This window comes from Amycolatopsis sp. NPDC004079 (assembly GCF_040610415.1).
Taxonomy (GTDB): domain Bacteria; phylum Actinomycetota; class Actinomycetes; order Mycobacteriales; family Pseudonocardiaceae; genus Amycolatopsis; species Amycolatopsis halotolerans.
Map to the genome: position 1 here is coordinate 348,248 of NZ_JBEXMH010000002.1, position 21,759 is coordinate 370,006.

Sequence of the window (21,759 nt, forward strand, 5' to 3'; positions counted from 1 at the left end):
GGTTGTGCTGACGTCGGCTACCGGGATCCGCCGGTCGTTCCACGATACCCGCGCGAAGGGCGGCACCGGCCCGGATTGTGGCGCGCCACAACGAAGTCTGCGCCCGGTGCCAATCAGCCGAGCTGCCCGAGCGCGCGGGCGACGTTCTGGTCCACGATGCCCAGCATCGCCGCCCGGTGCGGGAAATCGCCGTCCAGCAAGCGCAACGGACCCGCCACCAGCGACAGATACGTCGCCAGGCGATAGAGCCGCATCCGGTGCTCGTCCAGGTCGGGTTCGCGGAAATGGCGGTTCCCATTCAATGTCGAAGAACATCGCGCCCTCGATGTCGATGAGCACCGGTTGGTCGTGCTCGTCGACGAGGACATGTTCGCCGAGAAGTTCCGCGAGGCGGTGCTCGACGACCGCGAACTCCTTCACCCGAGCGGCGGCCTGGGCAAGGTGGTCCAGCGCGCGGCTACACGATGTCTTCCAACGGATCACAGGGTTTCCAGCGTGCCGCCGCGCACGTCCTCCACCACTGCGACGTCACCGTCGATGAGACTTTTGCTGCTGTCGAGCAGGACGACCTCGGGCACCCGGGCTCCGGCTTCGGACAGCGCGGCGAAGGGATCGTTGTGTTCGGGAGATGCCGCGTCCGGCCAGTAGTCCTTGTCGGAGTTCCAGACGTAGGCGATGCCGGTCGTGCGATTGTCCAGGAACAGCCTGATTGTCGAGCCGCCCCCGGGTTTCGCTCACTTCCGCACCCTACTGCCGCGCGGGATGTCATTCTTGGCGGGAAACGTGGTACTCACTGCCGCTGACGCGACGGTCCCCGCCGGTTCCGGCGCACACTCTCCCCACGAACGGACACGAGACCACCAGCAGCCTCGGGAGCCTCCAGTGAGACGCACCAGAATCGCTCTCTTCGCCCTGCTCGTCCTCTGCGCCGCGAGTTCCGGCCCCGCCGCCGCGTCGGCGAACCCGAGACGCGACGCCTTCGCCCTCTCGAGCACCGCCTTCGCCGACGGCGGGATGATCCCCAAGGTCCACGACTGCGCCAGCAGCGGCGACGGCGACCCCGAAAAGAAGGACGAGTCGCCGCCGCTGGCCTGGTCCGGGGCGCCCGAGCAGGCCAAGAGCTACGCGATCGTCATGCACGACCTCGACAACGGCATCATCCACTGGGTCATCTACGACATCCCGGCGAACGTCGCCGAGCTGCCGCAGAACGTCGACCACGCGTACCAGCCGACGGTCCCCGCCGGGTCACGGCAGGCCTACTACCGCGGCAGCGCGAACTTCTTCGGATACCAGGGTCCGTGCACGACGAACCACACGTACGAGTGGGCCGTGCACGCGCTGAACAAGGAGTCGCTCACCGAGCTCGACTCGAACTCGACTACGCAGGCCGCCGAGACTGCCATCGACGCGGCGACCGTCGCGACTGCTTCGCTTCGGGGCAACTCGTAGCCGGGCCGGGGCGCGGGTTCAGAAGGTGATCACCTGACGGACCGCGCCCCCGTCCCGCAGCCGGGCGAAACCCGCGTTGATCTCCTCCAGCGCGATCGAATGCGTCAGCAACGCCTCCACCGGCAGCAATCCCGCCTGGTACAGCGCGATGAACTGCGGCACGTCGCGCCGGGGCACGCACGAGCCCAGATAACTCCCCCGCAGGGTTTTTTCCTCCGCCACCAGGCTTTGCGCGGGCAAGGTGAGTCCAGCGGACGGATCCGGAAGGCCCACGGTGACCGTCGTCCCGCCCGGCCGGGTCACCTCGTAGGCCTGGCTCAGGGCAGCGACCACGCCGGTGGTGTCGACGGCGTAATCCACCCCGCCGCCGGTCCGCTCGCGGATCTCCGCGACGTCACCGGTCAGCACCGTGGCACCCAGCGAACGCGCCAGCTCCCGCTTGCTCGGCACCGGATCGATCGCGAGCAGTGTGCTCGCACCGGCAGCCTTCGCGGCAAGCAGCGCGGACAGACCGACGCCGCCGAGACCGAACACGGCCACGCTGTCCCCGGGGCGCACATCCGCCGCGTTGAACACCGCGCCCGCGCCGGTCAGCACCGCGCAGCCGAACAGCGCCGCGATTTCGAACGGCAGCGCCTTGTCGATCCGCACCGCCGACCGGTCGGACACAACGACCTGCGAAGCGAACGCGGAAACTCCGAGGTGGTGCAGCGGGCGGCCGACCGGCGACGACCACCGGACGTCCCCGCCCAGCAGTGTGCCCTCGCGGTTCGCTGCCGCGGCCGGACCGCACAGCGCGGGGCGGCCTGCCGTGCACGGGGCACAGTCGCCGCAGGAGGGCACGAACGTCAGGACCACATGCTCGCCGGGCTGGAAATCGCTGCCCGGTCCGGCTTCGACGACTTCGCCGGCCGCCTCGTGGCCGAGCACCATCGGCACCGGACGGGGGCGTGATCCGTCGATCACCGACAGGTCCGAGTGGCAGAGCCCGGCCGCGCGCACGCGCACCAGCAGCTCGCCGGGTCCCGGCGGGGCCAGCGTCAGCGTCTCGATCTCCAGCGGTTTCCCGACCTCGCGCAGGACCGCGCCGCGAACCTCCATCACGCGCCGACCGGGACGCAGCGGGTGACGAGCCGCTCGGACAGCAGCGGCACGACCTCGCCGAGCACGATCCGCGCGAAGTACTCCGACGCGCAGTGCGCGGTGAAGTCCGCTTCGCTGTCGTACTCCTCGACGATCACCACGACGCCGTCCTCGATTCCCGTGTGGACGGTGTACCGCCGGCAGCCGGGCTCGCGCCGCGACGCCTCCGCCATCGGGCCGAGCAGTTCGACGACCCGGTCCCGTTCCGCGGTCGTATACCGGGCCACCACTACGAAACTCATTCTTCTCCTGTACGCAGCCGGGACCGGGTCAGCGACCACAGCCCCGGATCGGAGGACGCGGCAGCCGCCGCGCCCATCGCCAACGAATGCGCCACGCCGTCCCGGTCGGTGACGAAACCGGCCGCGACGAACGGCGACATGACCTCCCTCGCCGACTCCGACATCCACGGGATGATCGGGGCCGGCATCAGCTCCACCAGGTCGGGGCCGCTGCGCTTGACCGCCTCCAGGCTCCGGTTGAGGTTCGACCGGTCGGTGACGAACACCTTGTGCATCGTCAGCATCGACAGCGCCCGCGCCCGTTCGATCGGCGCGACCCGGGTGCTGACCACCCCGGCCGCCCCGATCTCCTGGAGGAAGTCCACGCCCGCGCGGTCGGTGGCGAGGCCGGGGCACGAATCGATGTTGACGAACACGAGCTTGTCCCGCCCGGCCAGCGCCGCCACGATCTTCGGCAGCTGCCCGACCGGGACCGACGCCAGGATCCCGACCCTCGACGCGGCGGTCAGGAAATCCGGCACCTTCGCGACGCCGACCACCGACGCGCACACCGGCACGTCCTCGAACGCCGCCGTGATCTTCTCGTTCATGCCGTCCACCGTTTCATGCCTTCCGCGACTTCCCGCGCCTGTCCCGCCGCTCCCGGTGGGGGCCCCGCACCCCGAAGCTTGATTGTGCTGACGGTCTGGGGTTGCTTGTCAAGGCGGGAAAGATGCCTTGACAAGCAACCCCAGACCGCAGGGAGGCTTCGTATCGGGGTGCAGGGCGGGGGCTGGGTGCCTCGATTGTCGGGTGCGCCGGTGCCTGGTGGGCGGGTGGTCCGTGAAGGGCTCCTTGAGGGAATCTGATTCCCTCAAGGAGTCCTTCACGGACCTCGGGCCCGGTCAGCGGGCCGAGTCCAGTGGGTTCGGGCCCAGCTCCGTCGGCAGGCCGAGCTTGCCCGGGTTCAGCAATCCAGCCGGGTCCAGAGCGCGCTTCACGTCCACGAACGTGCCGAACCCGCTACCAAGCGCATCCGCCAGATAAGGCCCCCGCAACAGGCCCGAACCGTGGTGGTGGCTCAGCGCCGCCCCGTGCCGCACCAGAACGGCATTAGCCGCGTCCCACGCCGACCGGTACCAGTGCCGCCGCTTCTCCGGCTCCACGTCCCCGCGCAGCGAGAAGTACAGGCAAGCCCCATCGGTGTAAGCGTGCGACTGGTGCGCCGAAGCAGCCAGAGTCCCCGGCACGGCCTCGATCGCGGCCACCACCTCGTCGTAGATCGCCGGAAGCGCGGACCACGAACCGGCCATCTCGAGGGTGTCGGCGACGAAGCCCGGGCCAGGCGTGAACCCGTCGGCGGACTTGCCGACCAGCATCCGCTCGTCCAGCCAGCGTTCGAACACCGGCTGACCGTCCAATTCGGACCCGCCGGCCGCGCATTCCTCGGCGCTGACCTTGATCATCGCGTCGACCAGCACCGGGTCGCCCTCGTCGGCGATCAGCAGCAGGTTGGTGTCCGGCTGCCCGAAGTGCGTGCCGCTCTCGTGCTTGTCGTACAGCCGCATCGCGGCCGGGGTCGCGCCGCGCTGCATGATCCGGCGGCAGGCGTCGAGCCCGTCGGCGAAGGTCTCGAAGCCGTACGCGATGGCCTTCGAGTACGTCGGCAGCGGGTGCGTGCGCAGCCGCACCGCGGTGATCACGCCGAGCGTGCCTTCCGAGCCGACGAACAGCTGCCGCAGGTCCGGGCCGGTCGCGGCGCGCGGGTAGTCGCCGAAGCGGGCCAGCGTGCCGTCGGCGAGGACGACGTCGAGGCCGACGACCATGTCCTCGATTTTCCCGTACCGCGTGGACAGCTGACCGGCGCCGCGGCAGGCCACCCAGCCGCCGACCGTCGAGATCGCGAACGCGGACGGCCAGTGCCCGGTGGTGGCGCCGTGCGTCTCCTGCAGTTCCTTCTCGAACAGATCGCCGAACATGCCCGCCTGCACTTCGACGACCTGCGATTCGGCGTCGAACGAAACGATCTTGTTGAGCCCGCACACATCCAGCACGACCCCGCCGTACACCGGCAGCGCGGCGCCGGTGACATTGCTGCGTCCCGCCGACACGGTCAGCGGCACCCGGTGCTCGCCGCACAGCCGGACCGCGGCCTGGATCTGCTCGACGGTGCTCACCTCGGCGATCACCGCGTCCGGGGTGGCCGGGGCGCCCGAGGTCTCGCCGATCATCGAACCGGCCCACCAGTCGCGGGTGCGCAACACGACCTCGTCGCGATCGGTGTGCACCGCGTCCGCCAGCTCGCGCAGCGCCTCGGTCAGCGCGGCGGGCACAGCCACTGCCGCCGTCTGCAGCGACGCGTCGCCCTCGCCCGGCTCGGTGCGTCCGCCCCAGCGCGGCGGCGTCGGCGCGCCGACCACGTAATTGCCCCGGTTGAACGGGTGCGTGACGGTCTGACGGCTGATCATGCGTTGGCTCCCAACAGGTTGTCTCCGAAGAGGATCGACTTCTCCCGGGCGACGTCCGCCCGGTACTGCTCCACTTGTGCCGCAACGGTTTCCGGGCTGAGGCCGAGTTCCGCGCCGAGCAATTCGCCCACCAGCGGCGCAGCCTCGACCGACGCGTCCCGCGCGAACAGCCGCAGCCGGGTCCGCCGCGACAGGACGTCGTCCACCGAGCGCGCCATCTCCGAACGCGCCGCGAACACGACCTCGGCCTTGAGGAACGGCTGCCCCTCGATGAGCGGCTCCCCCAGCTCCGGGTTCTCGTCGACCAGCGCGCTCACGAACCGCGCCTCGGTCCCGTACCGGCCGCCGAGGTGCGCGGCGACGCCGCCGGTCGCGGCAGTCGCCTCCGCGTCGTATCCGGCGCCACCGATGAGCGGCAGGTTCTTGGTGCGGCACTTGGCTTTCCGGCCCAGCAGCCCGAGCGCCTTGTCCACGACCAGCTCGCCCATGTGCCTGCTCGTCGTGAGCTTGCCGCCGGTCACCGTGACCATGCCCGCGGACACCGTGATGTGGTGGTCGCGGCGCATGTCCAGCGTCGCGCCCTCCTTGCCGCCGACCAGCGGGCGCAGGCCCGCGTAGCTGCCCAGCACGTCGCTGGCGTCCAGCTTGGTGTCGAAGGCGATCTGGGCCCCTTCGAGGAGGAAGTCCATTTCCTCGCGGGTGCAGTGCACGTCGTCGGTCGAGCCGGTGTAGTCGGTGTCGGTGGTGCCGACCACGACGACGTCGCCCCACCGCGTGCAGGTGGCCCGCCGCGCGCGGCCCGGGATCGGCACGGTGACCGTGCAGTCGTTGCGGATCTTCGACCACGGCAGCACGATGTGCACGCCCTTGGCCGGACGGACCTGCGGCTGGTGATCGTGATCGGCCATGCCCTCGACCCGGTCGGCCCACACGCCGGTCGCGTTCACCACGACGCGCGCCCGGATGTCGATCTGCTCCCCATCCGCCTGCACCGTCGCGCCGGTGACCCGTCCGCCGGCGGTGCGCAGTCCGGTCACTTCGGCGCCGTTGACCACCACAGCGCCGAGCCGGGCAGCGCTGCGCACGATCGCCAGCGTCAGCCGGGCGTCATCGGCGCGGCTGTCGTAATACATCAGGCCGCCCTTGAGGTTCTCCGCGCGGAGCGTCGGGGCGTGCGAGAGCACTTCGTCGACGGTGAGCCGCTGGTGCAGCTTCCCGATCCGCCAGCCGCCCGCGAGGTCGTATGTCCACAAGAGACTCTCGAAGGCCTTGGCGATGCGGGCGTCGAACACCCCGTCCTTGGCCAGGATCGGGAACAGGAAAGGCAGCCGCTGCACCAGATGCGGGGCGTTGCGGCGGAACCGCTGCCGCTCCAGCAGCGAATGCCGGACCAGGTCGAGGTTGCCCTGCTCGATGTAGCGCAGGCCGCCGTGCACCATTTTGGACGATTTGGACGAGGTTCCGGACGCGAAGTCGTCGCGCTCGACCAGCGCCACCTTCAGGCCGCGCGAGACGGCGTCCAGCGCGGTGTAGGCGCCGGTGACGCCGCCGCCGACCACCAGCACGTCGAACGTGCCGGTTTCGAGATCGGTCAGTGCCGCGCGGCGGTCCAGCCGCAACGGCGCGGACAGGGTCGCCCTCGCGGCGACGGCATTCGGCCGTCGGGACGGCAGTGTGAACATGAGCTTGTCTCTCCACTCAAAAGTTGACTGTGCCGATTGTTACTAATCCGACCACAGCCACGGCCGAATGCCTTTGCTGCAAAGGTTGCGTGCCGCTTCAGGGGCGGCCTACTTTTGGTCGGATTAGTAAAATGTCCACTGAGGACGGTCAGGACAGCGAGGCCGCGAGCACATCCTGCCAGCGGGCGCGCAGTTCGAGCCGTTCATCCTCGGGCAGTTGAGGTTCGAAGACCTCGCCTTTCCCCAGGTTCGCAACGGCTTCGGCCAACGACGGCCACACGCCCAGCCGGACGCCCGCGAGATACGCGGCGCCCCGCAGGCTGGCGGTCGCCGAATCGGCCGCTCGTTCGATCTCGACACCGGCGAAATCGGCTTGGCTTCGCAGGAGGACGTCGCTGGCGGCCAACCCGCCGCCGGCGCGCAGCCGGGTCACTGGCCGGTTCATCGTCGTCCGCAGCGCGTCGACGGTGTCGCTCACCGCGTGCGCGATTCCGTCGAGCACCGCGCGCGCCACCACGTCGCGGGTGGTGGCCAGGCTCAGCCCGGTCAGCACCCCACGCGCACCAGGTCGCTGCACCGGAGTGCGCAGCCCGGCCAGCGTCGGCACGAACCAGGTCGAGGTGCTCCTCGGTTGGGCCGCCGCCAATTCGCTGATCTCGGCGGCGGAACGGAACAGCCCGAGATCCTCGGTGAGCCAGCGCAAGGCAGAACCGGTGGTCGAGGTGTAGGCCTCGAGGCTGAACCGGCTGCGTCCGGAGCTGCGCCAACCGACCAGGCACAGCACGCCGTCCACCTTGCCGAGCCCGTCCGGCGGTTCGTCACCGGCCAGCGCGCCGACGAAGGTGCCGGTTCCGTGCACGCACGTTCCCTGGCCCGGAGTCAGCGCGCCGAGCGCGATCAGCGAGGCGTGCTGATCGCCCATCACCGCGGCGATCGGCACCTCGATGCCGAGCAGGTTCAGGTCGGTGTACCCGAAATCGCCGTCGTCATCTACCGGCAGCGGAGCCAACTCGGGCGGGAAACCCAGTGCTGCCAACCATTCCTGGTCCCACGCGTGCTCGCGCAGCCGGTACCCGCCGAACGCGACGGCATTGGTCGCCGACATGACGTATCTGGTGCGTCCGCTGAGATGCCACACGAGCCAGGTGTCCACCGAACCGAACAGCACACGCTCGGCAGGCACGTCGAGCTGGTCGAGCTGCCGCGCGGCCCAGAGGAACGGGGCGCGGGTGCCGACCGGGCGGCCGGTCCGCTCCCACAGCACCGGATCCCACTCCGGAGCGAGCTTCGCCAGTTCGTCGGCGTACCGGGTGTCCTGCCAGACCACGGCCGGAGCAAGCGGCTGCCCGGTCTCGCGGTCCCACAGGATCGCGGTCGCCCGCTGGGTGCACACCGACATCCCGACGATCTCGACGCCGTTCTCCCCCGCCCACGCGATCGCCTGGCGGGCGACGTCGACGGTGCGCTCCAGCAGTTGCGCCGCGTCTTGCTCCACTCGCGACGGTTCCGGATGGACGACGTCGACGGCGGTGTAGAACGACGGCCCGGACACGCCGTCCTCGCCGACGACCGCGGCTCGCGTGCCGGTCGAGCCCTCGTCGACGGCCAGGATCCCGCGCCGCGTCACGCCGACCTCCCCGGCAGCGAGATCTCCTCGTCGTCCGGGTCGACGCCGCTGCGGGTCGGGTCCCAGCGCACGATCAGGCAGGACACCAGGCCGAGCAGCGGCACCGCGGCGAGCAGCGCGATCGTCGGGCCGAGGCCCATCGCCTCCTTGATCTGCGGGAACACGTAGAGCCCGACGACGCTGCCGAAGCTCCCGAGCATGCCGGTCACGCCGGTGCCGAGGGTGCGGATGTCGCTGCGGTAGGACAGCGCCGCGATCGACTTGCCGTTCGCGCCGGGGCCCGCCGAATGGAAGAAGATGAACAGGAACGGCAGCAGGAACCCGATCGCGATCGGCAGCTTCCCGAAGCCCAGCCCCATCACCAGCAGGATGGCGAACGCGAAGGCGTAACCGACGGCCGAGCTGACCCGCAGCCCGATCTTCCGGCCGAAGTAGGCCGACAGCGCGCCGCCGACGATCCCGGCGACGTTGAAGATCATCGACCCGAGCGTGGCCGTTTCGAATTTGTCGCCGAAGATCGCGAGACTGATCACCGGCAGGTACCAGCCGATCGCGAAGTACTGCATCGCCTGGGTCAGCGAGATCGCCGTGGACAGGAAAGTGCGCTGGAGGTAGGGCTTGCGGAACAGCACGCCCGCCTGCCGGAACCCGATCTTCTGTTCCTCGGCCGCTTCGCCGCTCGCGGTTCCCGGCGTCACCTGGAAACCGTAGATCCGGCGAAGGCTGCGCGCGGCTTCCGGCAGCCGTCCCTTGGCCGCGAGCCACGACGGGCTTTCGGCGAGGAACGCGATCTGCAGCACCAGCAGCGCGAGCGCGAAGACCCCGGCCGAGCCGACCGACCAGCGCCAGATCTCCACCGACACGCCGGCCTGGTAGAACGCCAGCGTCAGCGCGAGGTTCACCGTGGTGGCGACGTACCAGACGGACTGCCACAGGTTCAGCCGTCCGCGCAGCTTCGCCGGGGTGTACTCGGCGAGCAGGGCCATCGCGACCGCGAAGTCGATGCCGTAGGCGACGCCGACCAGGCCGCGCCCGGCCCAGACCGCCTCGAAACTGCCGCCGGTGGCGGTGAGCACCGCGCCGAGCCCGGCGATCGCCTTCGCCGCGATGAGCGGTTTGACCCGGCCGATCCGGGCGGCCAGCCAGCCGCCCGCCGGGTTGAACAGGATCGCGACGGCGGGCGCGGTCGCGGTGAGCAGGCCGACCTGGCCCGCCCCGAGGCCCAGTTCCTTGGTCATCGGCGCGAGGCCGGCGCCGAGCGCGGCGTTCGAGTAGGCGTCCAGGAACAGCCCGCCCAGGACCAGGTACCACAGCAGGTTCGCCTTGCGCGGCAACTTCGACAACATGTTGATCAGCGCCGTGACCTGCGAAACATTCGCGATCGATCGCGGCGCTGCGACCGTGGGAGAACTCATGGACCGCCAACTTTCTGCGCTGGCTGTCAGCGATCCCGGCATACAAAAAACAGACACGACGAAGACCGCTGACAGTGGCTCTTCGTCTGTGCCTGTCTGAGAACGCAAGATTAAGCGGCGCGCTCGCGGGCGTCAAGCTGCCCGCGAGCGCGCGTTCGTCAAAGCACCTTCTTCAGGAAAGCCTGAGCGCGGGGATTCTCGTTGCTCTCGGAGAAGAACTCCGAGGGCGGCAGGTCAGCAGCGATCTTCCCGCCGTCCACGAACACCACGCGGTCGGCAACCTTCCGGGCGAACCCCATCTCGTGCGTGACCACCAGCATCGTCATCCCGTCCTTCGCCAGCTCCGACATGATGTCGAGGACGTCCTGCACCACCTCGGGATCCAGCGCCGACGTCGGCTCGTCGAACAGCATCAGCTTCGGGTCCATCGCCGCCGCACGGACGATCGCGACGCGCTGCTTCTGCCCGCCCGACAGCCGGTTCGGGTAAGCGCCGGCGCGCTCGATCATGCCGACCCGCTCCAGCAGGGCGCGTGCCTTCGCCTCGGCCTCTTCCTTGCTCCGCTTGAGCACATTCATCTGCGGCAGCACGACATTGCGCAGCGCGGTCATGTTCGGGAAGAGGTTGAAGTGCTGGAACACCATGCCCATCCGCGACCGCAGCCGGTCGAGGTCGACGCCGCGGCCGGTCAGTTCCTCGCCGTCGAACGAGACGCTGCCCGACGTCGGGGTCTCCAGCAGGTTCAGGCAGCGCAGGAAGGTGGACTTCCCGCCGCCGCTGGGCCCGATCACCGCGACCACCTGGCCGGGCTCGATCGCGAAGTCGATTCCGTCGAGCACCTTGACGTCACCGTAGGACTTGGTCAGGCCGCGGACTTCCAGGAGTGCCATCAGATGTACACCGCCATCTTCTTCTCGAGGGTGCGCGTCGTGAAGCTGATCAGGTTGGTGAGCAGGTAATAGAGCAGGCCGATGAACAGGTACACGGTCAGCGCGTCGAAGGTGCGGGAGATGATGGTCTGGCCCACCAGGAACAGCTCGTGAATGGTCACGAAGGACACCAGCGCCGAGTTCTTCGTGAGCGACACGAATTCGTTGCCCAGCGGCGGAAGCATCCGCAGGAACGCCTGCGGGATGATCACGTGCCGCATCGCCGACACCTGCGACATACCGCACGACCGCGCCGCTTCCAGCTGTCCGCGGTCGATCGATTGCACCGCGCCGCGGAAGATTTCGGTCACGTACGAACCGCTGTAGAGGCCGAGCGAGATGATTCCCGCGGTCATCGGCGGAAGTTGCACGCCGAGCTGCGGCAGTCCGAAGTAGATGAAGAACAGCTGCACCACGAACGGCGTCCCGCGGATCACCGACACGTAGACGTTGCCGATCCACCTGACGGGCGCGATCTTGCTCAGCTTGGCGAATCCGCCGAGCGTGCCGAGCAGCAGGCTCAACGCCAGGGCCAGCAAAATCACCTGGAGGCTCACCAGCAGGCCCTGCCAGAGCTGCCCCGAGGAATCGACGATGGTGGAGAAGTTGAACAACGAGTGCCCGCCCGGCTTCGCCGCGGCGCTCTCCGCGCCGAACCACTTTTCGATGGCCTGCTTGTACGAACCGTCGTCGTGCATCTGCTTGAGCGAGGTGTTGAACGCGGTCCGCAGTTCGGTGTCGGCCTTCTGGAAGGCGTAGCCGTAGTTCTCCTCGGTCAGCCGGTCGCCGACCTGCTTCAGGCCGCCCTGCTGCGCGATGAAGTACTTCCCGGCCGGAGCCCCGGTCACGACGGCGTCCGCCTGGCCCAGCTTGACCGACGAGAACATCTGCTCGTTGGTCTGCGCCGTGATCAGCTGCGCGGCGGGCTGGTGCTGGGCGAGCCAGTCGACCGACTTCGTGCCCACCTGGACCGCGACCCGCTTGCCGGCGAGATCCTTCAGCGAGGTGACGGAGTTGTCCTTGTCGCTGACGAAGACCGCGAGGCCGCCCGGGTAGTAGATGTCCGAGAAGTCGACGGCTTTCTCCCGCGCGGGGCTCATGTAGATCGCCGACGCGCCGACGTCGATCTGGTTCGCTTGCAGCGCCGGGACGATGTTGCCGAACGGCATCTGGACGAAGTCGACCTTCTTGACGCCCGCCCGCTGCGCGAGTGCCCGGACGAGGTCGATGTCGAAGCCGAGCTGGCCGCCCTTGGCGTCGGTGAACTCGAACGGCGGGAACGTGGCGTCGGTGCCGACCCGGAGCGTCGTCTGCCCGGACCGCAGCGCGGCGAGCTTCCCGCCTTGTGGTTCGGCCGCGTTCGCCGTGCTCGCCGCGCTCGTCGGCAAGAACGCGAGCAGGCAGGCCAGCAGCACGGCGCCGAGCCGCGGCCAGATTCGCTGAGGGGGCATTTCAGTGTCCTTCCGGGACCGGACGGCTCGTCACGAGCGTGTGCGCGAGGCGGGCCGCGATCCGGGCTGTGCGGGTGTCGACGTCGTAGACGGGGTTCAGTTCGGTGATGTCGGCGAGGGCGAGCTTCGGGTCTCTCGCGACCAGCCGGCACACCTCGAGGACGACCGCGGCGGGTACGCCGAGAGTCGAAGGAGCGCTGACCCCTGGCGCCTGCGCGGCGGGGAGCACGTCGAGATCGATCGACAGGTACAGCGCGTCGACGTCCGCGACGAAGGCCCGGACGAAGTCGAGAACTCGCTCGAGATGGCGTTCCTGGCAGTCGAGGTCCAGGAGGTGGCGGACGTTCAGTTCGGCGGCCGTCGCGAACAACGCGGCGGTGTTGCCGGGTTCGCTGATCCCGACCACGGCGTAGGCGAATTCCGCGCCGCGCTCGGCTTCCCGCGCGGCGATCTGCCGGAACGGGGTGCCCGAGGACGCGCGGTCGGCGGTCCGCAGGTCGAAATGCGCGTCGAGGTTGAGGATGCCGAGGCGTCGGCCGTCCAGCAGGCCGCTGCGGGCGAGGCCGAGGTAGGAGCCGTACGCCGTTTCGTGGCCGCCGCCGAGCACGAGCGGGAGATGCCCGTCGTTGAGCTGCTTCGCGACCAGCTCGCCGAGGTTTTCCTGCCCCGCTTCCAGTGCGTCGCCCTCGACGGAGACGTCGCCCGCGTCGCTGATGACGAACTCGGGCTGAATCGCGAACGACGCCAGCGCCTTCCGGATCGCTTCGGGCCCGGCCTGTGCTCCCGGCCGTCCGCCGTTGCGCCGGACTCCGGCGTCGCTGGCGAAGCCGATCAGCGAAACGCCTGGGGCACTGGAGAATTCGTTGACGGCGTGGTGCCATCGGCGATGTTCGGGACCGTTGCCGTCGTCGCGTCCGGTCCATGGGGTGGTGCTCACACGTGCTCCTGCAATCGGCTGATGTCCTGCGCGGCGGCGTGGGTGAGCGTGACGAGGGAATCGCGGCGCGGGCGCACGCGGAAATCCGGGGCCATCGTGCTCACCGTGCCGACGAGGCGGCGATGCCGGTCCAGCACCGGCACGCTCACACCCCACACCCCCGGATCGACCTGGCCGACGCTCTCCGCGAAGCCCTGGTCGCGCACCCGGCGCAGTTCGCTCTCCAGCTTCCCGATCTGCTCGCCGCTCAGCCCGTGCGCCTCGGCCGTCGCCGCGACCCGGTCCTCCGGCAGGTACGCGAGCAAGGCCTGCGCACTCGCCCCGAAGACGAGCGGCTTGCTCAGCCCCGGCGAGAAACTGCACCGGATCACGCGGGTCCCCTCGGCCGCTTCGACGCAAAGCACGTCGTTGTCGCGAGCGATGAGGAACGCGGCGAGTTCGTCGGTGTCCGCCGCGAGCTGCCGCAGCCGCCGCTTGACACCGCCCTGGCCGAGCGCCTCGTGGCGGTAGTTCTCGGCCATCTGGACCGTGAGCGAGCCCGCGCAGTACCGGCCGCGGGTGCGCGCCTGATGCACGAGGCCGATCTCGACGAACGTCGTCAGGTAGCGGTAAACCGCGCTGGAGGGAATGCCCGTGCCGACGGAGATCTCCTCCGCCGTGGCGCTCTCCCGCTCGGCGAACACCGCCAGGATCCGCGCCGCCCTGGTCCCGGCCTTCCGGTTGGCATCCGCGCTTGTCATGGCGCGCACGCTACGTCGCGGCCGGGCGGGTTCCTAGCGGGTATTCCCAGTTAATGGGAAGTTTATTCCCGGTGATTGGCTGTGTGCGGAGCGGAGCGGGCGGACGCGCCCACTGCCGGGCACGTTCGACGTCAACCGGCCGAAACGCACCGCTCAGCGAACTGGCGGCGCCGTCCGGGTCCGGGGCGTGTGGTCAGCGGGAGTGCTCACCGTTGGGCAGGCACGTCGGATCCCGGTAACCCGGCCCGGTGAACCTGCTGCGGACCTCGTTGTCGTCGCTGACTTTCCGCGCCGAGGGGAACTGGACGCGGAACTGCTCGGCGATGCCCGCGGTGGCGTTCTGGTCCTTCGGCACCACGATGACCGAGGTGGGCATGGCGTCCGCCCCCGTCGTCTTCAGCAGCTCCGGCTGGCTCGCGAAGATCCGCCGGAACCGCACGTAGGCCTCCTGCTGAGTCTCGGTGTAGGACCGCAGGACCCGGGGATCGCCGCGCAACGCCCGGGCGACGGCCGCCATCTCGGCGTCGGTTTTGAGGCTGACGGTCACGGTGCCGGCACAGACGTCATGGGTGCCGAGCGGGATCGGGCCGTCCGGCAACGCGTACCCGTCCACGGCGCGTCCGTAGACCAGCCACCAGCCCGAACCGCCCAGCACCGCGACGGCGGCCAGCACGAGCGCTGCCATCGCCAGCCGGTACCAACGAGCCGCGCGCGGCTGGTGCGACAGGGCGGCCGATGGCGGGGCTGTCGTCTCCGGGTTCTCGGGCTCATTGTCCGCACCGGTGTCCCGGTCGTTCATCACGTTTCCCAGTTCTGTGTTCGCCTGAATACAGTTCCCGGTTATCGGGCACGACGACACCACCGTTACGGAGAAACCCCTCAATGCGGCGTTCGGCACATCCCGCGCCTCACACGGTGTTGAGCACCGGAAACTCCCGCGACACGGACAAATGCCGTACGGAATACTCCCCTCTCGTGTTCCTGACAGTCACCACGACCCACCACCCCGCCTCGGACCTGGGATTCCTGCTGCACAAGCACCCAGGCCGGGTGCAGTCGTTCGAGCTTTCCGCCGGGCAAGCGCACGTCTTCTACCCCGAGGCGTCCGACGAGCGGTGCACCGCCGCGCTGATGCTCGAGGTCGACCCAGTCGCCCTCGTGCGCGGCAAGGCGGGTTCCGGCGACGGGTTCACCCTCGGCCAGTACGTGAACGACCGTCCCTACGCGGCGTCGAGCCTGCTTTCGGTGGCGGTGAAGGAAGTCTTCCGCACCGCGCTCACCGGCCGGTGCAAGTCGCATCCGGAGCTGGCGGCCAGTGCGATCCCGCTGGACATCCGGGTGCCTGCGTGCCCGGGCGGCGTCGACCTGGTGCGCCGGATGTTCGAGCCCCTCGGCTGGGCGGTCGAGGCGACGGTGCTCCCGCTCGATCCTGAGTTCCCGCAGTGGGGCGATTCGCACTATGTCGACCTCCGGCTCACCGGGGAGCTCCGGCTGGCCGACGCCCTCAACCACGTCTACGTGCTGCTGCCGGTCCTGGACAACGCGAAGCATTACTGGGTCGGCGAAGAGGAGATCGACAAGCTCCTGCGGGCCGGCGGCGACTGGCTCGCCGGGCATCCGGAGAAGGAGCTCATCACCCGCCGCTATCTCGCGCACCGTCGTGCCCTGACGACCGCCGCGTTGACCCGGCTGGCCGAAGTGGACGATTCGGAGCCCGAGGAGATCGACAACGCGCTCGCCGCGCCTGCCGTCCTCGATGCACCGGACCGTCCGGTGCCGTTGGCCGAGCAGCGGCGCGGCACGATCATGGCCGTGCTCCGGTCGCTCGGTGCCCGCTCGGTCGGCGACTTCGGCTGTGGCGAGGGCGCACTGGTGCGCGACCTGCTGGCCGAGCGGTCGGTGGAGCGGATCGTGGCCGCGGATGTCTCGGCTCGCGCGCTGCAGGTCGCGGCGCGGAAGCTGCGGCTGGAGCGGATGTCCGAACCGGAGCGAGCCAGGCTGGAGCTGTTGCAGTCCTCGCTCACCTACCGCGACGACCGGCTCGCGGGCCTCGACGCGGCTGTGCTGATGGAGGTCGTCGAGCACGTCGACCCGCCTCGGCTTCAAGCACTGGAGCGGACGGTGTTCGAGTTCGCCGCCCCGGGCGCGGTCGTCGTGACCACGCCCAACCGCGAGTACAACGTGCGGTTCGAGTCGCTGCCTGCGGGCAAGCTGCGGCACCGGGACCACCGGTTCGAGTGGACCCGTGCCGAGTTCCGCGCGTGGGCGGACCGGGTCGCGAACAACCACGGCTACAGCGTGCGGATGCTGCCCGTCGGCTCCGACGACCCCGAAGTCGGCCCGGCGACGCAGCTGGCCTTGTTCACGAAAGGCGGTGCGGCATGAGCACGCTGGAAATTCCTGACCTGTGTCTCGTCGTGCTGGTCGGCGCGAGCGGGTCGGGCAAATCGACGTTCGGCCGCGCGCAGTTCAAGGCGACCGAGGTGATTTCGTCGGACTTCTGCCGCGGTCTGGTGTCCGACGACGAGAACGACCAGTCGGCGACCAAGGACGCCTTCGACGTCCTGCACTACATCGTCGGCAAACGGCTCGCCGCCGGGCGGCTGACCGTGATCGACGCGACCAACGTGCAGCCCGACGCGCGCAAATCGCTGGTCGCGCTGGCCAAGGAGCACGACGTGCTGCCGGTGGCGATCGTGCTGGACATGCCGGAATCGCTCTGCGCCGCGCGCAACGAAAGCCGCGCGGACCGGACCTTCGGCGCGCAGGTGATCCGGCGGCAGCGCGACCAGCTGCGTCGCGGGTTGCGGAGTCTGCAGAAGGAGGGCTTCCGGACGGTGCACGTGCTGCGCACCCCGGAGGAGGCCGCCGAAGCGGCGATCACGCGCGTCCCGCTGTACAACGACTTGCGGCACGAGACCGGACCGTTCGACATCGTCGGCGACATCCACGGCTGTCGTGTCGAACTCGAAGCGCTGCTCACCGAACTCGGCTACGCCATCGAGCGCGACGAGCAGGGCCGCGCGATCGGGGCACAGCATCCCGGACGGCGGGCGGTGTTCGTCGGCGATCTCGTCGACCGCGGCCCGGACACGCCGGGCGTGCTGCGGCTCGTGATGGGCATGGTGCGTACCGGGAACGCCTTCTGTGTCACCGGAAACCACGAGCACAAGCTGCTGCGTGCGTTGCGGGGCCGGAATGTGCAAGTCACGCACGGGCTCGCGGAGTCGCTGGAGCAGCTCGCCGCCGAACCGGCCGAGTTCCGGGCTGAGGCGCATGACTTCATGGACGGCCTGATCAGCCACTACGTCCTCGACGGCGGCAATCTGGTCGTCGCGCACGCGGGGCTCACCGAACGCTTCCAGGGCCGCGCGTCCGGGCGCGTGCGGAGCTTCTGCATGTACGGGGAGAGCACCGGCGAGACCGACGAATTCGGCCTGCCCGTGCGCTATCCGTGGGCGAACGAGTACCGCGGCCGCGCGATGGTCGTCTACGGCCACACTCCCGTGCCCACGCCGGAGTGGGTGAACAACACTCTGTGCCTGGACACTGGTTGCGTCTTCGGCGGAACCCTGACTGCGTTGCGGTATCCGGAAAAGGAGATCGTCTCGGTCCCGGCGGCCGAGGTCTACTACGAGCCCGCCAAACCGTTCCCCGCCAACCCGGGGGCAGCGGAACCGGTCGCGCACCGCGATCCGGGAGTGCTGGACGTCACCGATGTCCTGGGCCGCCGGGTGATCGAAACCGCCTACCAGAAGCGGATCGGCGTCCGTGAGGAGAACGCCGCGGCGGCGCTGGAGGTGATGTCGCGGTTCGCGATCGATCCGCGCTGGCTGGTCTACCTGCCGCCGACCATGTCGCCGGTCGCCACCGCGACGGCCGACGGGCTGCTGGAGCACCCGAGCCAAGCGTTCGACTACTTCCGCGCGGAGGGCGTGGATTCCGTGGTGTGCGAGGAAAAGCACATGGGTTCGCGTGCGGTCGCGCTCGTGTGCCGCTCGCGCGACGCGGCCCGCGCCCGCTTCGGCGCGCCCGGCGACGCGCTCGGCGCGGTGTGGACACGGACCGGACGGCACTTCTTCACCGAAACGCTGACCGCCGAAGTGGTCGACCGGATCCGCGCTGCCGCGGAAAAGGCGGGCCTGTTCGACGAACTCGACTCGGACTGGTTGCTGCTCGACGGCGAACTGCTGCCGTGGAGCGTCAAAGCGGAGCAGTTGCTGCGCGAGCAGTACGCGGCTGTCGGCGCTGCCGCCCGCTCGGCGCTCCCGGCTGCCGCGCACGCGCTGGCCGCCGCTGACGCGTCCGGCCTCGACGTGTCGGCATTGTTGGAGCGCACGAGTTCCCGCGCAGCCAACGCGGCCGCGTTCGCCCAGTCGTACCGGCGCTATTGCTGGCCGACCGACGGCCTCGACGGCGTGCGTTTCGCGCCGTTCCAGGTGCTGGCGTCGGCTGGGCACGCGCATCACCGGCAAAGCCACGACTGGCACCTGGTGCTGGCCGACCGGCTCGTCGAGAGCGGCGACGGTTTCCTCGCCCCGACCGGGCGGGTTTCGGTCAGCACCACCGACCCCGCCTCGGTCGCGGCTGCCGTCGACTGGTGGACCGAACTCACCGCGCGGGGCGGCGAGGGCATGGTGGTCAAACCGGCCGCCAACCTGGTGCGGGGATCGCGCGGCCTCGTGCAGCCGGGGCTGAAGGTCCGCGGCCGCGAGTACCTGCGGATCATCTACGGCCCCGACTACACCGAGGAACGCCACCTGTCCCGGCTGCGCCAACGAGGTCTCGGCCACAAGCGCTCGCTCGCGCTGCGCGAGTACGCCCTCGGCCTCGAAGCACTGGACCGGCTCGCCCGCGACGAGCCGATGTGGCGGGTGCACGAGTGCGTTTTCGCCGTGCTGGCACTGGAATCCGAGCCGGTGGACCCTCGCTTGTAGACAGTGCGGACGGCATAAACCGGTGCGTTTTCGCGAACACCGCGAGAACGCACCGGTTCGCCGTCGCTCAGGCCGTGTACGGAGACCGCTGCTCCAACGACGGGCTCACGTCCGGATGCCGACCCTCCTGGCCAGGCACCGGCGTGATCGTCGGAGCCTGCAGATCCGTCTCCGACCGCCGCGCCAGCCGCTCGTCGCGGTGGGCGATCGCGTCGGCCACGTCCTGCTCGCCGCGGATCCGGGCCAGCGCGCCGAGCGTCGCCGCGTGGGCCAGTGCCAGGATCAGCAGCAGCACGCCCAGCCGTCCGACGACGCCGGGCAGGTCGCTCCCGCCGATGTCGACCGTCGAGACCAAGGCCAGGATGCCCAGCGTCCCGAGGTGGAACAACACGGTCACCAGGCGGGTCATCGAGGTGCCGGCTCCGGGGTCCCCGTAGGCGTTCGCGAGGTACCGGCGGCCGCTGCGGTAGATGATCTGGCCGTCCACCAGGACCAGCGCGATCCCGATCGCGAGGAACGAGAGATAGGCGTTGGTGCTCATGCCGGGTGCTCCTTTCCCTGCCGTGCTCCGGTCCCCTGGTTACCCGCCGCGCGGCGCCGGAAACGGGGCCTTTCGGGTGCTCCGAACGCATCCGCCGGGCGATGGTTGGCCCGCCGCCGGGCCGGGTAACCCGGAACGCATGGTTCAGCGCGAAGCGGACGGAAGAGACATGCTCACCGCGGCTGCGCCAGTGGTCGAACTGCGTCTGCCGGCGAACGGGGAACTGTTGTTCCTGGCCAGGCTGGTCGCCGAGGACATCGCCTCCTCGGCCGGGTTCCGGCTCGACGAGGTCGCCGACCTCCGGCTGGCAGTCGACGAGGCGGTCGCCGCGCAAGCGCGACGGGCGGACGACAGCGCGTTCCTGGAATGCGCGTTCCGCTGCGCCGGGCGTATGACAGTGACCGTCACCACTACGACGACGTCCGCGTTCCCGCCCGGGCCGGACGAGGTCGGCTGGCACATCCTGCGCGCGCTGACCGATTCGCTCGACGCCTGGACCGAACCCGCGCCCGGTGCGGACGGCTGGCGGCTGTGCGTCGAATTCGCCAAGGAGCCCTTCCCCTGGGAGTACTGAGTTTCGCTTGCCTCCGAACGGGAATCCGGCCCGCATGCGCCGAGTGGACGAACTTCTCGCCGACCACGGCACGACTTTCGCCGAGGACGCCGGGATCAAGCTGGCCGACAAACCCCAACCGCTGTACCGGTTGCTGGTCCTCACCACGCTGCTGTCCACGCGGATCAGCGCCGACATCGCCGTCGCCGCCGCGCGGGAACTGTCTCGGTCCGGCTGGCGCTCCCCCGCCGCGATGCGCGATTCCACGTGGCAGCAACGCGTCGACGCGCTCGGCCGCGCCCACTACGTCCGGTACGACGAAAGCACTTCGCAACACCTCGACGAAGGTGCCGATTTCATCCGCGACCGTTACGGCGACGACCTGCGCCGCATGGCCGACACCGCCGACGGCGACCCGCAACGGCTGGAAAAACTCGTCACCGAGTTCCCCCGGATCGGCCCGACCGGCGCGCAGATCTTTTGCCGCGAAGCACAGGCAGCGTGGCCGTGGCTGCGGCCGTATTTCGACCGCAAGGCCTTGGACAGCGCGAAGAAAGCCGGTCTGCCCGCCGACCCGAAACGCCTGGCGAAACTGGTGCCCGGCGACGATTCGGCCCGGCTGGCGGCAGCGCTGGTACGGCGGAGCCTGCGGCGCTAGGCCGGGTGCTCCTCGACGCCCTGCCGCACGATCGCGACCGGGCACGGCGCGTGATACGCCATCGCATGGCTCACCGACCCGAGGAACGCACCCCGCAGCGCACCGCGGCCGTGCCCGCCGACCACCAGCAGCGTCGCCGCCTCCGCGTGGTCCAGCAGCACCTCGGCCACGCTGCCGAGCGCGACCTCCCGCCGCACCACGACGTCCGGATGCCGTTCGCCGAGACCGGTCAGCGACTCCGCGAGCAGCCGTTCGCCCTCGTCCCGCGGGCTCTGCTGCCCCTCGCCGCCGGAGCGGGCCGGGCCGAAGACGTCCTCCGGCGGCTCCGACCACACGTGCACCGCGTGCAGGGCGCACCCGTGCCGGTCGGCGAAGTCGTACGCGTACCGCACCGCCGCGACGCTGGACGGCGACCCGTCCACCCCGACGACGACCCGCCGCGTCTTCTCCTTCGCCGGCCGGACCACGACGACCGGACGCGCGCACGTGTGCACCACCTGCGAGGCCGTCGACCCGAGCAGCAGCCGGGGCAGCCCGCTACGCCCGGACGCGCCGACGACGATCAGCTCCGCCTGCCGCCCGATGTCCGCCAGCTCCCAGCCCGCCCGCCCGAACCGCACCCGGGTGCGCACCGCAAGCCCCGGCCGCGTCCGGCCGATCCCGGCGGCGACCTCGGCCAGCTCCTTCTCCGCGTAGTCCACAATGGACTGATCGGCCACGATATCGCCCGCGACCGGGGCGATCACGCCGGGCACGAAGTCGGCGTTCGGCATCGGCAGCGTCATCGTCCGCACGAGGACCAGGCACGTCCCGAGCGCCTCCGCCTCGGCTGCGGCCCAGTCCACGGCCAGGCGGGCACCGTCGGAGCCGTCGTCCCCGACCACGACTCCCGGCTCGGCCCGGTTCGCCTCCGCCTCGGCTGCGGCCCAGTCCACGGCCAGGCGGGCACCGTCGGAGCCGTCGTCCCCGACCACGACTCCCGGCTCGGCCCGGTTCGCCTCGTCC

General features: G+C 69.9%; 20 protein-coding genes. 5 read left to right on the forward strand and 15 right to left on the reverse strand.

The genetic code is table 11. The features are described from left to right. Positions 1 to 113: 113 nt before the first annotated feature. Positions 114 to 254, reverse strand: coding sequence for a hypothetical protein (locus ABZX37_RS03540; protein WP_354735584.1), 141 nt, complete (start codon positions 252 to 254; stop codon positions 114 to 116). A gap of 628 nt (positions 255 to 882) precedes the next feature. Between ABZX37_RS03540 and ABZX37_RS03545 the strand changes: the two genes are divergently transcribed. Further along, entirely contained in the window at positions 883 to 1,452 is a 570-nt protein-coding gene (locus tag ABZX37_RS03545; RefSeq protein ID WP_354735586.1) for a YbhB/YbcL family Raf kinase inhibitor-like protein, read from the forward strand. 18 nt (positions 1,453 to 1,470) lie between these two features. Here the strand turns inward: ABZX37_RS03545 and ABZX37_RS03550 are convergent, their stop codons facing one another. The 12 genes from ABZX37_RS03550 to ABZX37_RS03605 all read right to left on the reverse strand — a co-directional run bounded on the left by ABZX37_RS03550 (position 1,471) and on the right by ABZX37_RS03605 (position 14,864). Beyond that, positions 1,471 to 2,553: a zinc-binding dehydrogenase gene (locus ABZX37_RS03550; RefSeq protein ID WP_354735641.1), complete on the reverse strand. Its 1,083-nt coding sequence runs from the start codon at positions 2,551 to 2,553 to the stop codon at positions 1,471 to 1,473. Further along, a complete protein-coding gene (locus ABZX37_RS03555) occupies positions 2,553 to 2,837 on the reverse strand; it encodes an antibiotic biosynthesis monooxygenase family protein (protein WP_354735588.1) in 285 nt (94 codons plus the stop codon). Before ABZX37_RS03555 ends, ABZX37_RS03550 begins: the two co-directional genes overlap by 1 nt. Next, the gene (locus tag ABZX37_RS03560) at positions 2,834 to 3,427 is read right to left on the reverse strand and encodes a glycerol-3-phosphate responsive antiterminator (protein WP_354735590.1); all 594 of its coding nucleotides are present in this window, start codon (positions 3,425 to 3,427) and stop codon (positions 2,834 to 2,836) included. Before ABZX37_RS03560 ends, ABZX37_RS03555 begins: the two co-directional genes overlap by 4 nt. Positions 3,428 to 3,721: 294 nt before the next feature. Further along, positions 3,722 to 5,284: an FAD-binding oxidoreductase gene (locus ABZX37_RS03565; RefSeq protein WP_354735592.1), complete on the reverse strand. Its 1,563-nt coding sequence runs from the start codon at positions 5,282 to 5,284 to the stop codon at positions 3,722 to 3,724. Next, a complete protein-coding gene (locus tag ABZX37_RS03570) occupies positions 5,281 to 6,966 on the reverse strand; it encodes a glycerol-3-phosphate dehydrogenase/oxidase (protein ID WP_354735594.1) in 1,686 nt (561 codons plus the stop codon). Before ABZX37_RS03570 ends, ABZX37_RS03565 begins: the two co-directional genes overlap by 4 nt. A 148-nt stretch (positions 6,967 to 7,114) precedes the next feature. Beyond that, positions 7,115 to 8,593 (reverse strand): FGGY family carbohydrate kinase, encoded by a 1,479-nt coding sequence (locus ABZX37_RS03575; protein WP_354735596.1) that lies wholly within the window; start codon positions 8,591 to 8,593, stop codon positions 7,115 to 7,117. Continuing rightward, positions 8,590 to 10,008, reverse strand: coding sequence for an MFS transporter (locus ABZX37_RS03580; RefSeq protein ID WP_354735598.1), 1,419 nt, complete (start codon positions 10,006 to 10,008; stop codon positions 8,590 to 8,592). Before ABZX37_RS03580 ends, ABZX37_RS03575 begins: the two co-directional genes overlap by 4 nt. A gap of 158 nt (positions 10,009 to 10,166) precedes the next feature. Next, on the reverse strand, positions 10,167 to 10,898 hold the full coding sequence (locus ABZX37_RS03585) for an amino acid ABC transporter ATP-binding protein (protein ID WP_354735600.1): 732 nt from the start codon (positions 10,896 to 10,898) through the stop codon (positions 10,167 to 10,169). Continuing rightward, positions 10,898 to 12,388 carry an ABC transporter substrate-binding protein/permease gene (locus ABZX37_RS03590; RefSeq protein ID WP_354735602.1) on the reverse strand — a complete coding sequence of 497 codons (1,491 nt, stop codon included), beginning with the start codon at positions 12,386 to 12,388 and terminating at the stop codon, positions 10,898 to 10,900. The genes ABZX37_RS03585 and ABZX37_RS03590 overlap by 1 nt, the downstream gene beginning before the upstream one ends. A 1-nt stretch (position 12,389) precedes the next feature. After that, positions 12,390 to 13,325: a formimidoylglutamase gene (gene hutG / locus ABZX37_RS03595; RefSeq protein WP_354735604.1), complete on the reverse strand. Its 936-nt coding sequence runs from the start codon at positions 13,323 to 13,325 to the stop codon at positions 12,390 to 12,392. Then, entirely contained in the window at positions 13,322 to 14,065 is a 744-nt protein-coding gene (locus tag ABZX37_RS03600; protein ID WP_354735606.1) for an IclR family transcriptional regulator, read from the reverse strand. Before ABZX37_RS03600 ends, hutG begins: the two co-directional genes overlap by 4 nt. Before the next feature lie 193 nt (positions 14,066 to 14,258). Then, on the reverse strand, positions 14,259 to 14,864 hold the full coding sequence (locus tag ABZX37_RS03605) for a permease-like cell division protein FtsX (protein ID WP_354735608.1): 606 nt from the start codon (positions 14,862 to 14,864) through the stop codon (positions 14,259 to 14,261). Positions 14,865 to 15,040: 176 nt separating this feature from the next. Between ABZX37_RS03605 and ABZX37_RS03610 the strand changes: the two genes are divergently transcribed. Beyond that, positions 15,041 to 16,450, forward strand: a complete 1,410-nt coding sequence (locus ABZX37_RS03610) for a 3' terminal RNA ribose 2'-O-methyltransferase Hen1 (RefSeq protein ID WP_354735609.1) — start codon at positions 15,041 to 15,043, stop codon at positions 16,448 to 16,450. Further along, complete coding sequence (locus tag ABZX37_RS03615) at positions 16,447 to 19,002, forward strand: polynucleotide kinase-phosphatase (protein ID WP_354735611.1); 2,556 nt, start codon at positions 16,447 to 16,449, stop codon at positions 19,000 to 19,002. Before ABZX37_RS03610 ends, ABZX37_RS03615 begins: the two co-directional genes overlap by 4 nt. 67 nt (positions 19,003 to 19,069) lie before the next feature. On the opposite strand, the gene ABZX37_RS03620 is transcribed toward ABZX37_RS03615, so the two are convergent. Next, positions 19,070 to 19,543, reverse strand: a complete 474-nt coding sequence (locus ABZX37_RS03620; protein ID WP_354735613.1) for a hypothetical protein — start codon at positions 19,541 to 19,543, stop codon at positions 19,070 to 19,072. A 169-nt stretch (positions 19,544 to 19,712) separates the two neighbouring features. Here ABZX37_RS03620 and ABZX37_RS03625 point away from each other — a divergent pair, with 169 nt between their 5' ends. Both ABZX37_RS03625 and ABZX37_RS03630 read left to right on the forward strand, forming a co-directional pair. Further along, positions 19,713 to 20,117, forward strand: a complete 405-nt coding sequence (locus tag ABZX37_RS03625) for a hypothetical protein (RefSeq protein WP_354735615.1) — start codon at positions 19,713 to 19,715, stop codon at positions 20,115 to 20,117. A 34-nt stretch (positions 20,118 to 20,151) separates the two neighbouring features. Next, the gene (locus tag ABZX37_RS03630) at positions 20,152 to 20,754 is read left to right on the forward strand and encodes an endonuclease (RefSeq protein ID WP_354735617.1); all 603 of its coding nucleotides are present in this window, start codon (positions 20,152 to 20,154) and stop codon (positions 20,752 to 20,754) included. Here ABZX37_RS03630 and ABZX37_RS03635 read toward each other — a convergent pair. Continuing rightward, positions 20,751 to 21,759, reverse strand: a 1,009-nt coding sequence (locus ABZX37_RS03635) for a universal stress protein (RefSeq protein WP_354735619.1), incomplete at its 5' end; no start/stop codon positions are given. The genes ABZX37_RS03630 and ABZX37_RS03635 overlap by 4 nt on opposite strands.

Excerpts from the sequence above, each read along its gene's own strand:
- ABZX37_RS03600 (WP_354735606.1), bottom strand. The coding sequence starts at position 14,065 with ATGACAAGCGCGGATGCCAACCGGAAGGCCGGGACCAGGGCGGCGCGG.
- ABZX37_RS03605 (WP_354735608.1), bottom strand. The coding sequence starts at position 14,864 with ATGAACGACCGGGACACCGGTGCGGACAATGAGCCCGAGAACCCGGAG.
- ABZX37_RS03555 (WP_354735588.1), bottom strand. The coding sequence starts at position 2,837 with ATGAGTTTCGTAGTGGTGGCCCGGTATACGACCGCGGAACGGGACCGG.
- ABZX37_RS03620 (WP_354735613.1), bottom strand. The coding sequence starts at position 19,543 with ATGAGCACCAACGCCTATCTCTCGTTCCTCGCGATCGGGATCGCGCTG.
- ABZX37_RS03550 (WP_354735641.1), bottom strand. The coding sequence starts at position 2,553 with ATGGAGGTTCGCGGCGCGGTCCTGCGCGAGGTCGGGAAACCGCTGGAG.
- ABZX37_RS03590 (WP_354735602.1), bottom strand. The coding sequence starts at position 12,388 with ATGCCCCCTCAGCGAATCTGGCCGCGGCTCGGCGCCGTGCTGCTGGCC.
- ABZX37_RS03580 (WP_354735598.1), bottom strand. The coding sequence starts at position 10,008 with ATGAGTTCTCCCACGGTCGCAGCGCCGCGATCGATCGCGAATGTTTCG.
- ABZX37_RS03565 (WP_354735592.1), bottom strand. The coding sequence starts at position 5,284 with ATGATCAGCCGTCAGACCGTCACGCACCCGTTCAACCGGGGCAATTAC.
- ABZX37_RS03560 (WP_354735590.1), bottom strand. The coding sequence starts at position 3,427 with ATGAACGAGAAGATCACGGCGGCGTTCGAGGACGTGCCGGTGTGCGCG.
- ABZX37_RS03570 (WP_354735594.1), bottom strand. The coding sequence starts at position 6,966 with ATGTTCACACTGCCGTCCCGACGGCCGAATGCCGTCGCCGCGAGGGCG.
- ABZX37_RS03540 (WP_354735584.1), bottom strand. The coding sequence starts at position 254 with ATGCGGCTCTATCGCCTGGCGACGTATCTGTCGCTGGTGGCGGGTCCG.
- ABZX37_RS03585 (WP_354735600.1), bottom strand. The coding sequence starts at position 10,898 with ATGGCACTCCTGGAAGTCCGCGGCCTGACCAAGTCCTACGGTGACGTC.
- ABZX37_RS03625 (WP_354735615.1), top strand. The coding sequence starts at position 19,713 with ATGCTCACCGCGGCTGCGCCAGTGGTCGAACTGCGTCTGCCGGCGAAC.
- ABZX37_RS03630 (WP_354735617.1), top strand. The coding sequence starts at position 20,152 with ATGCGCCGAGTGGACGAACTTCTCGCCGACCACGGCACGACTTTCGCC.
- ABZX37_RS03615 (WP_354735611.1), top strand. The coding sequence starts at position 16,447 with ATGAGCACGCTGGAAATTCCTGACCTGTGTCTCGTCGTGCTGGTCGGC.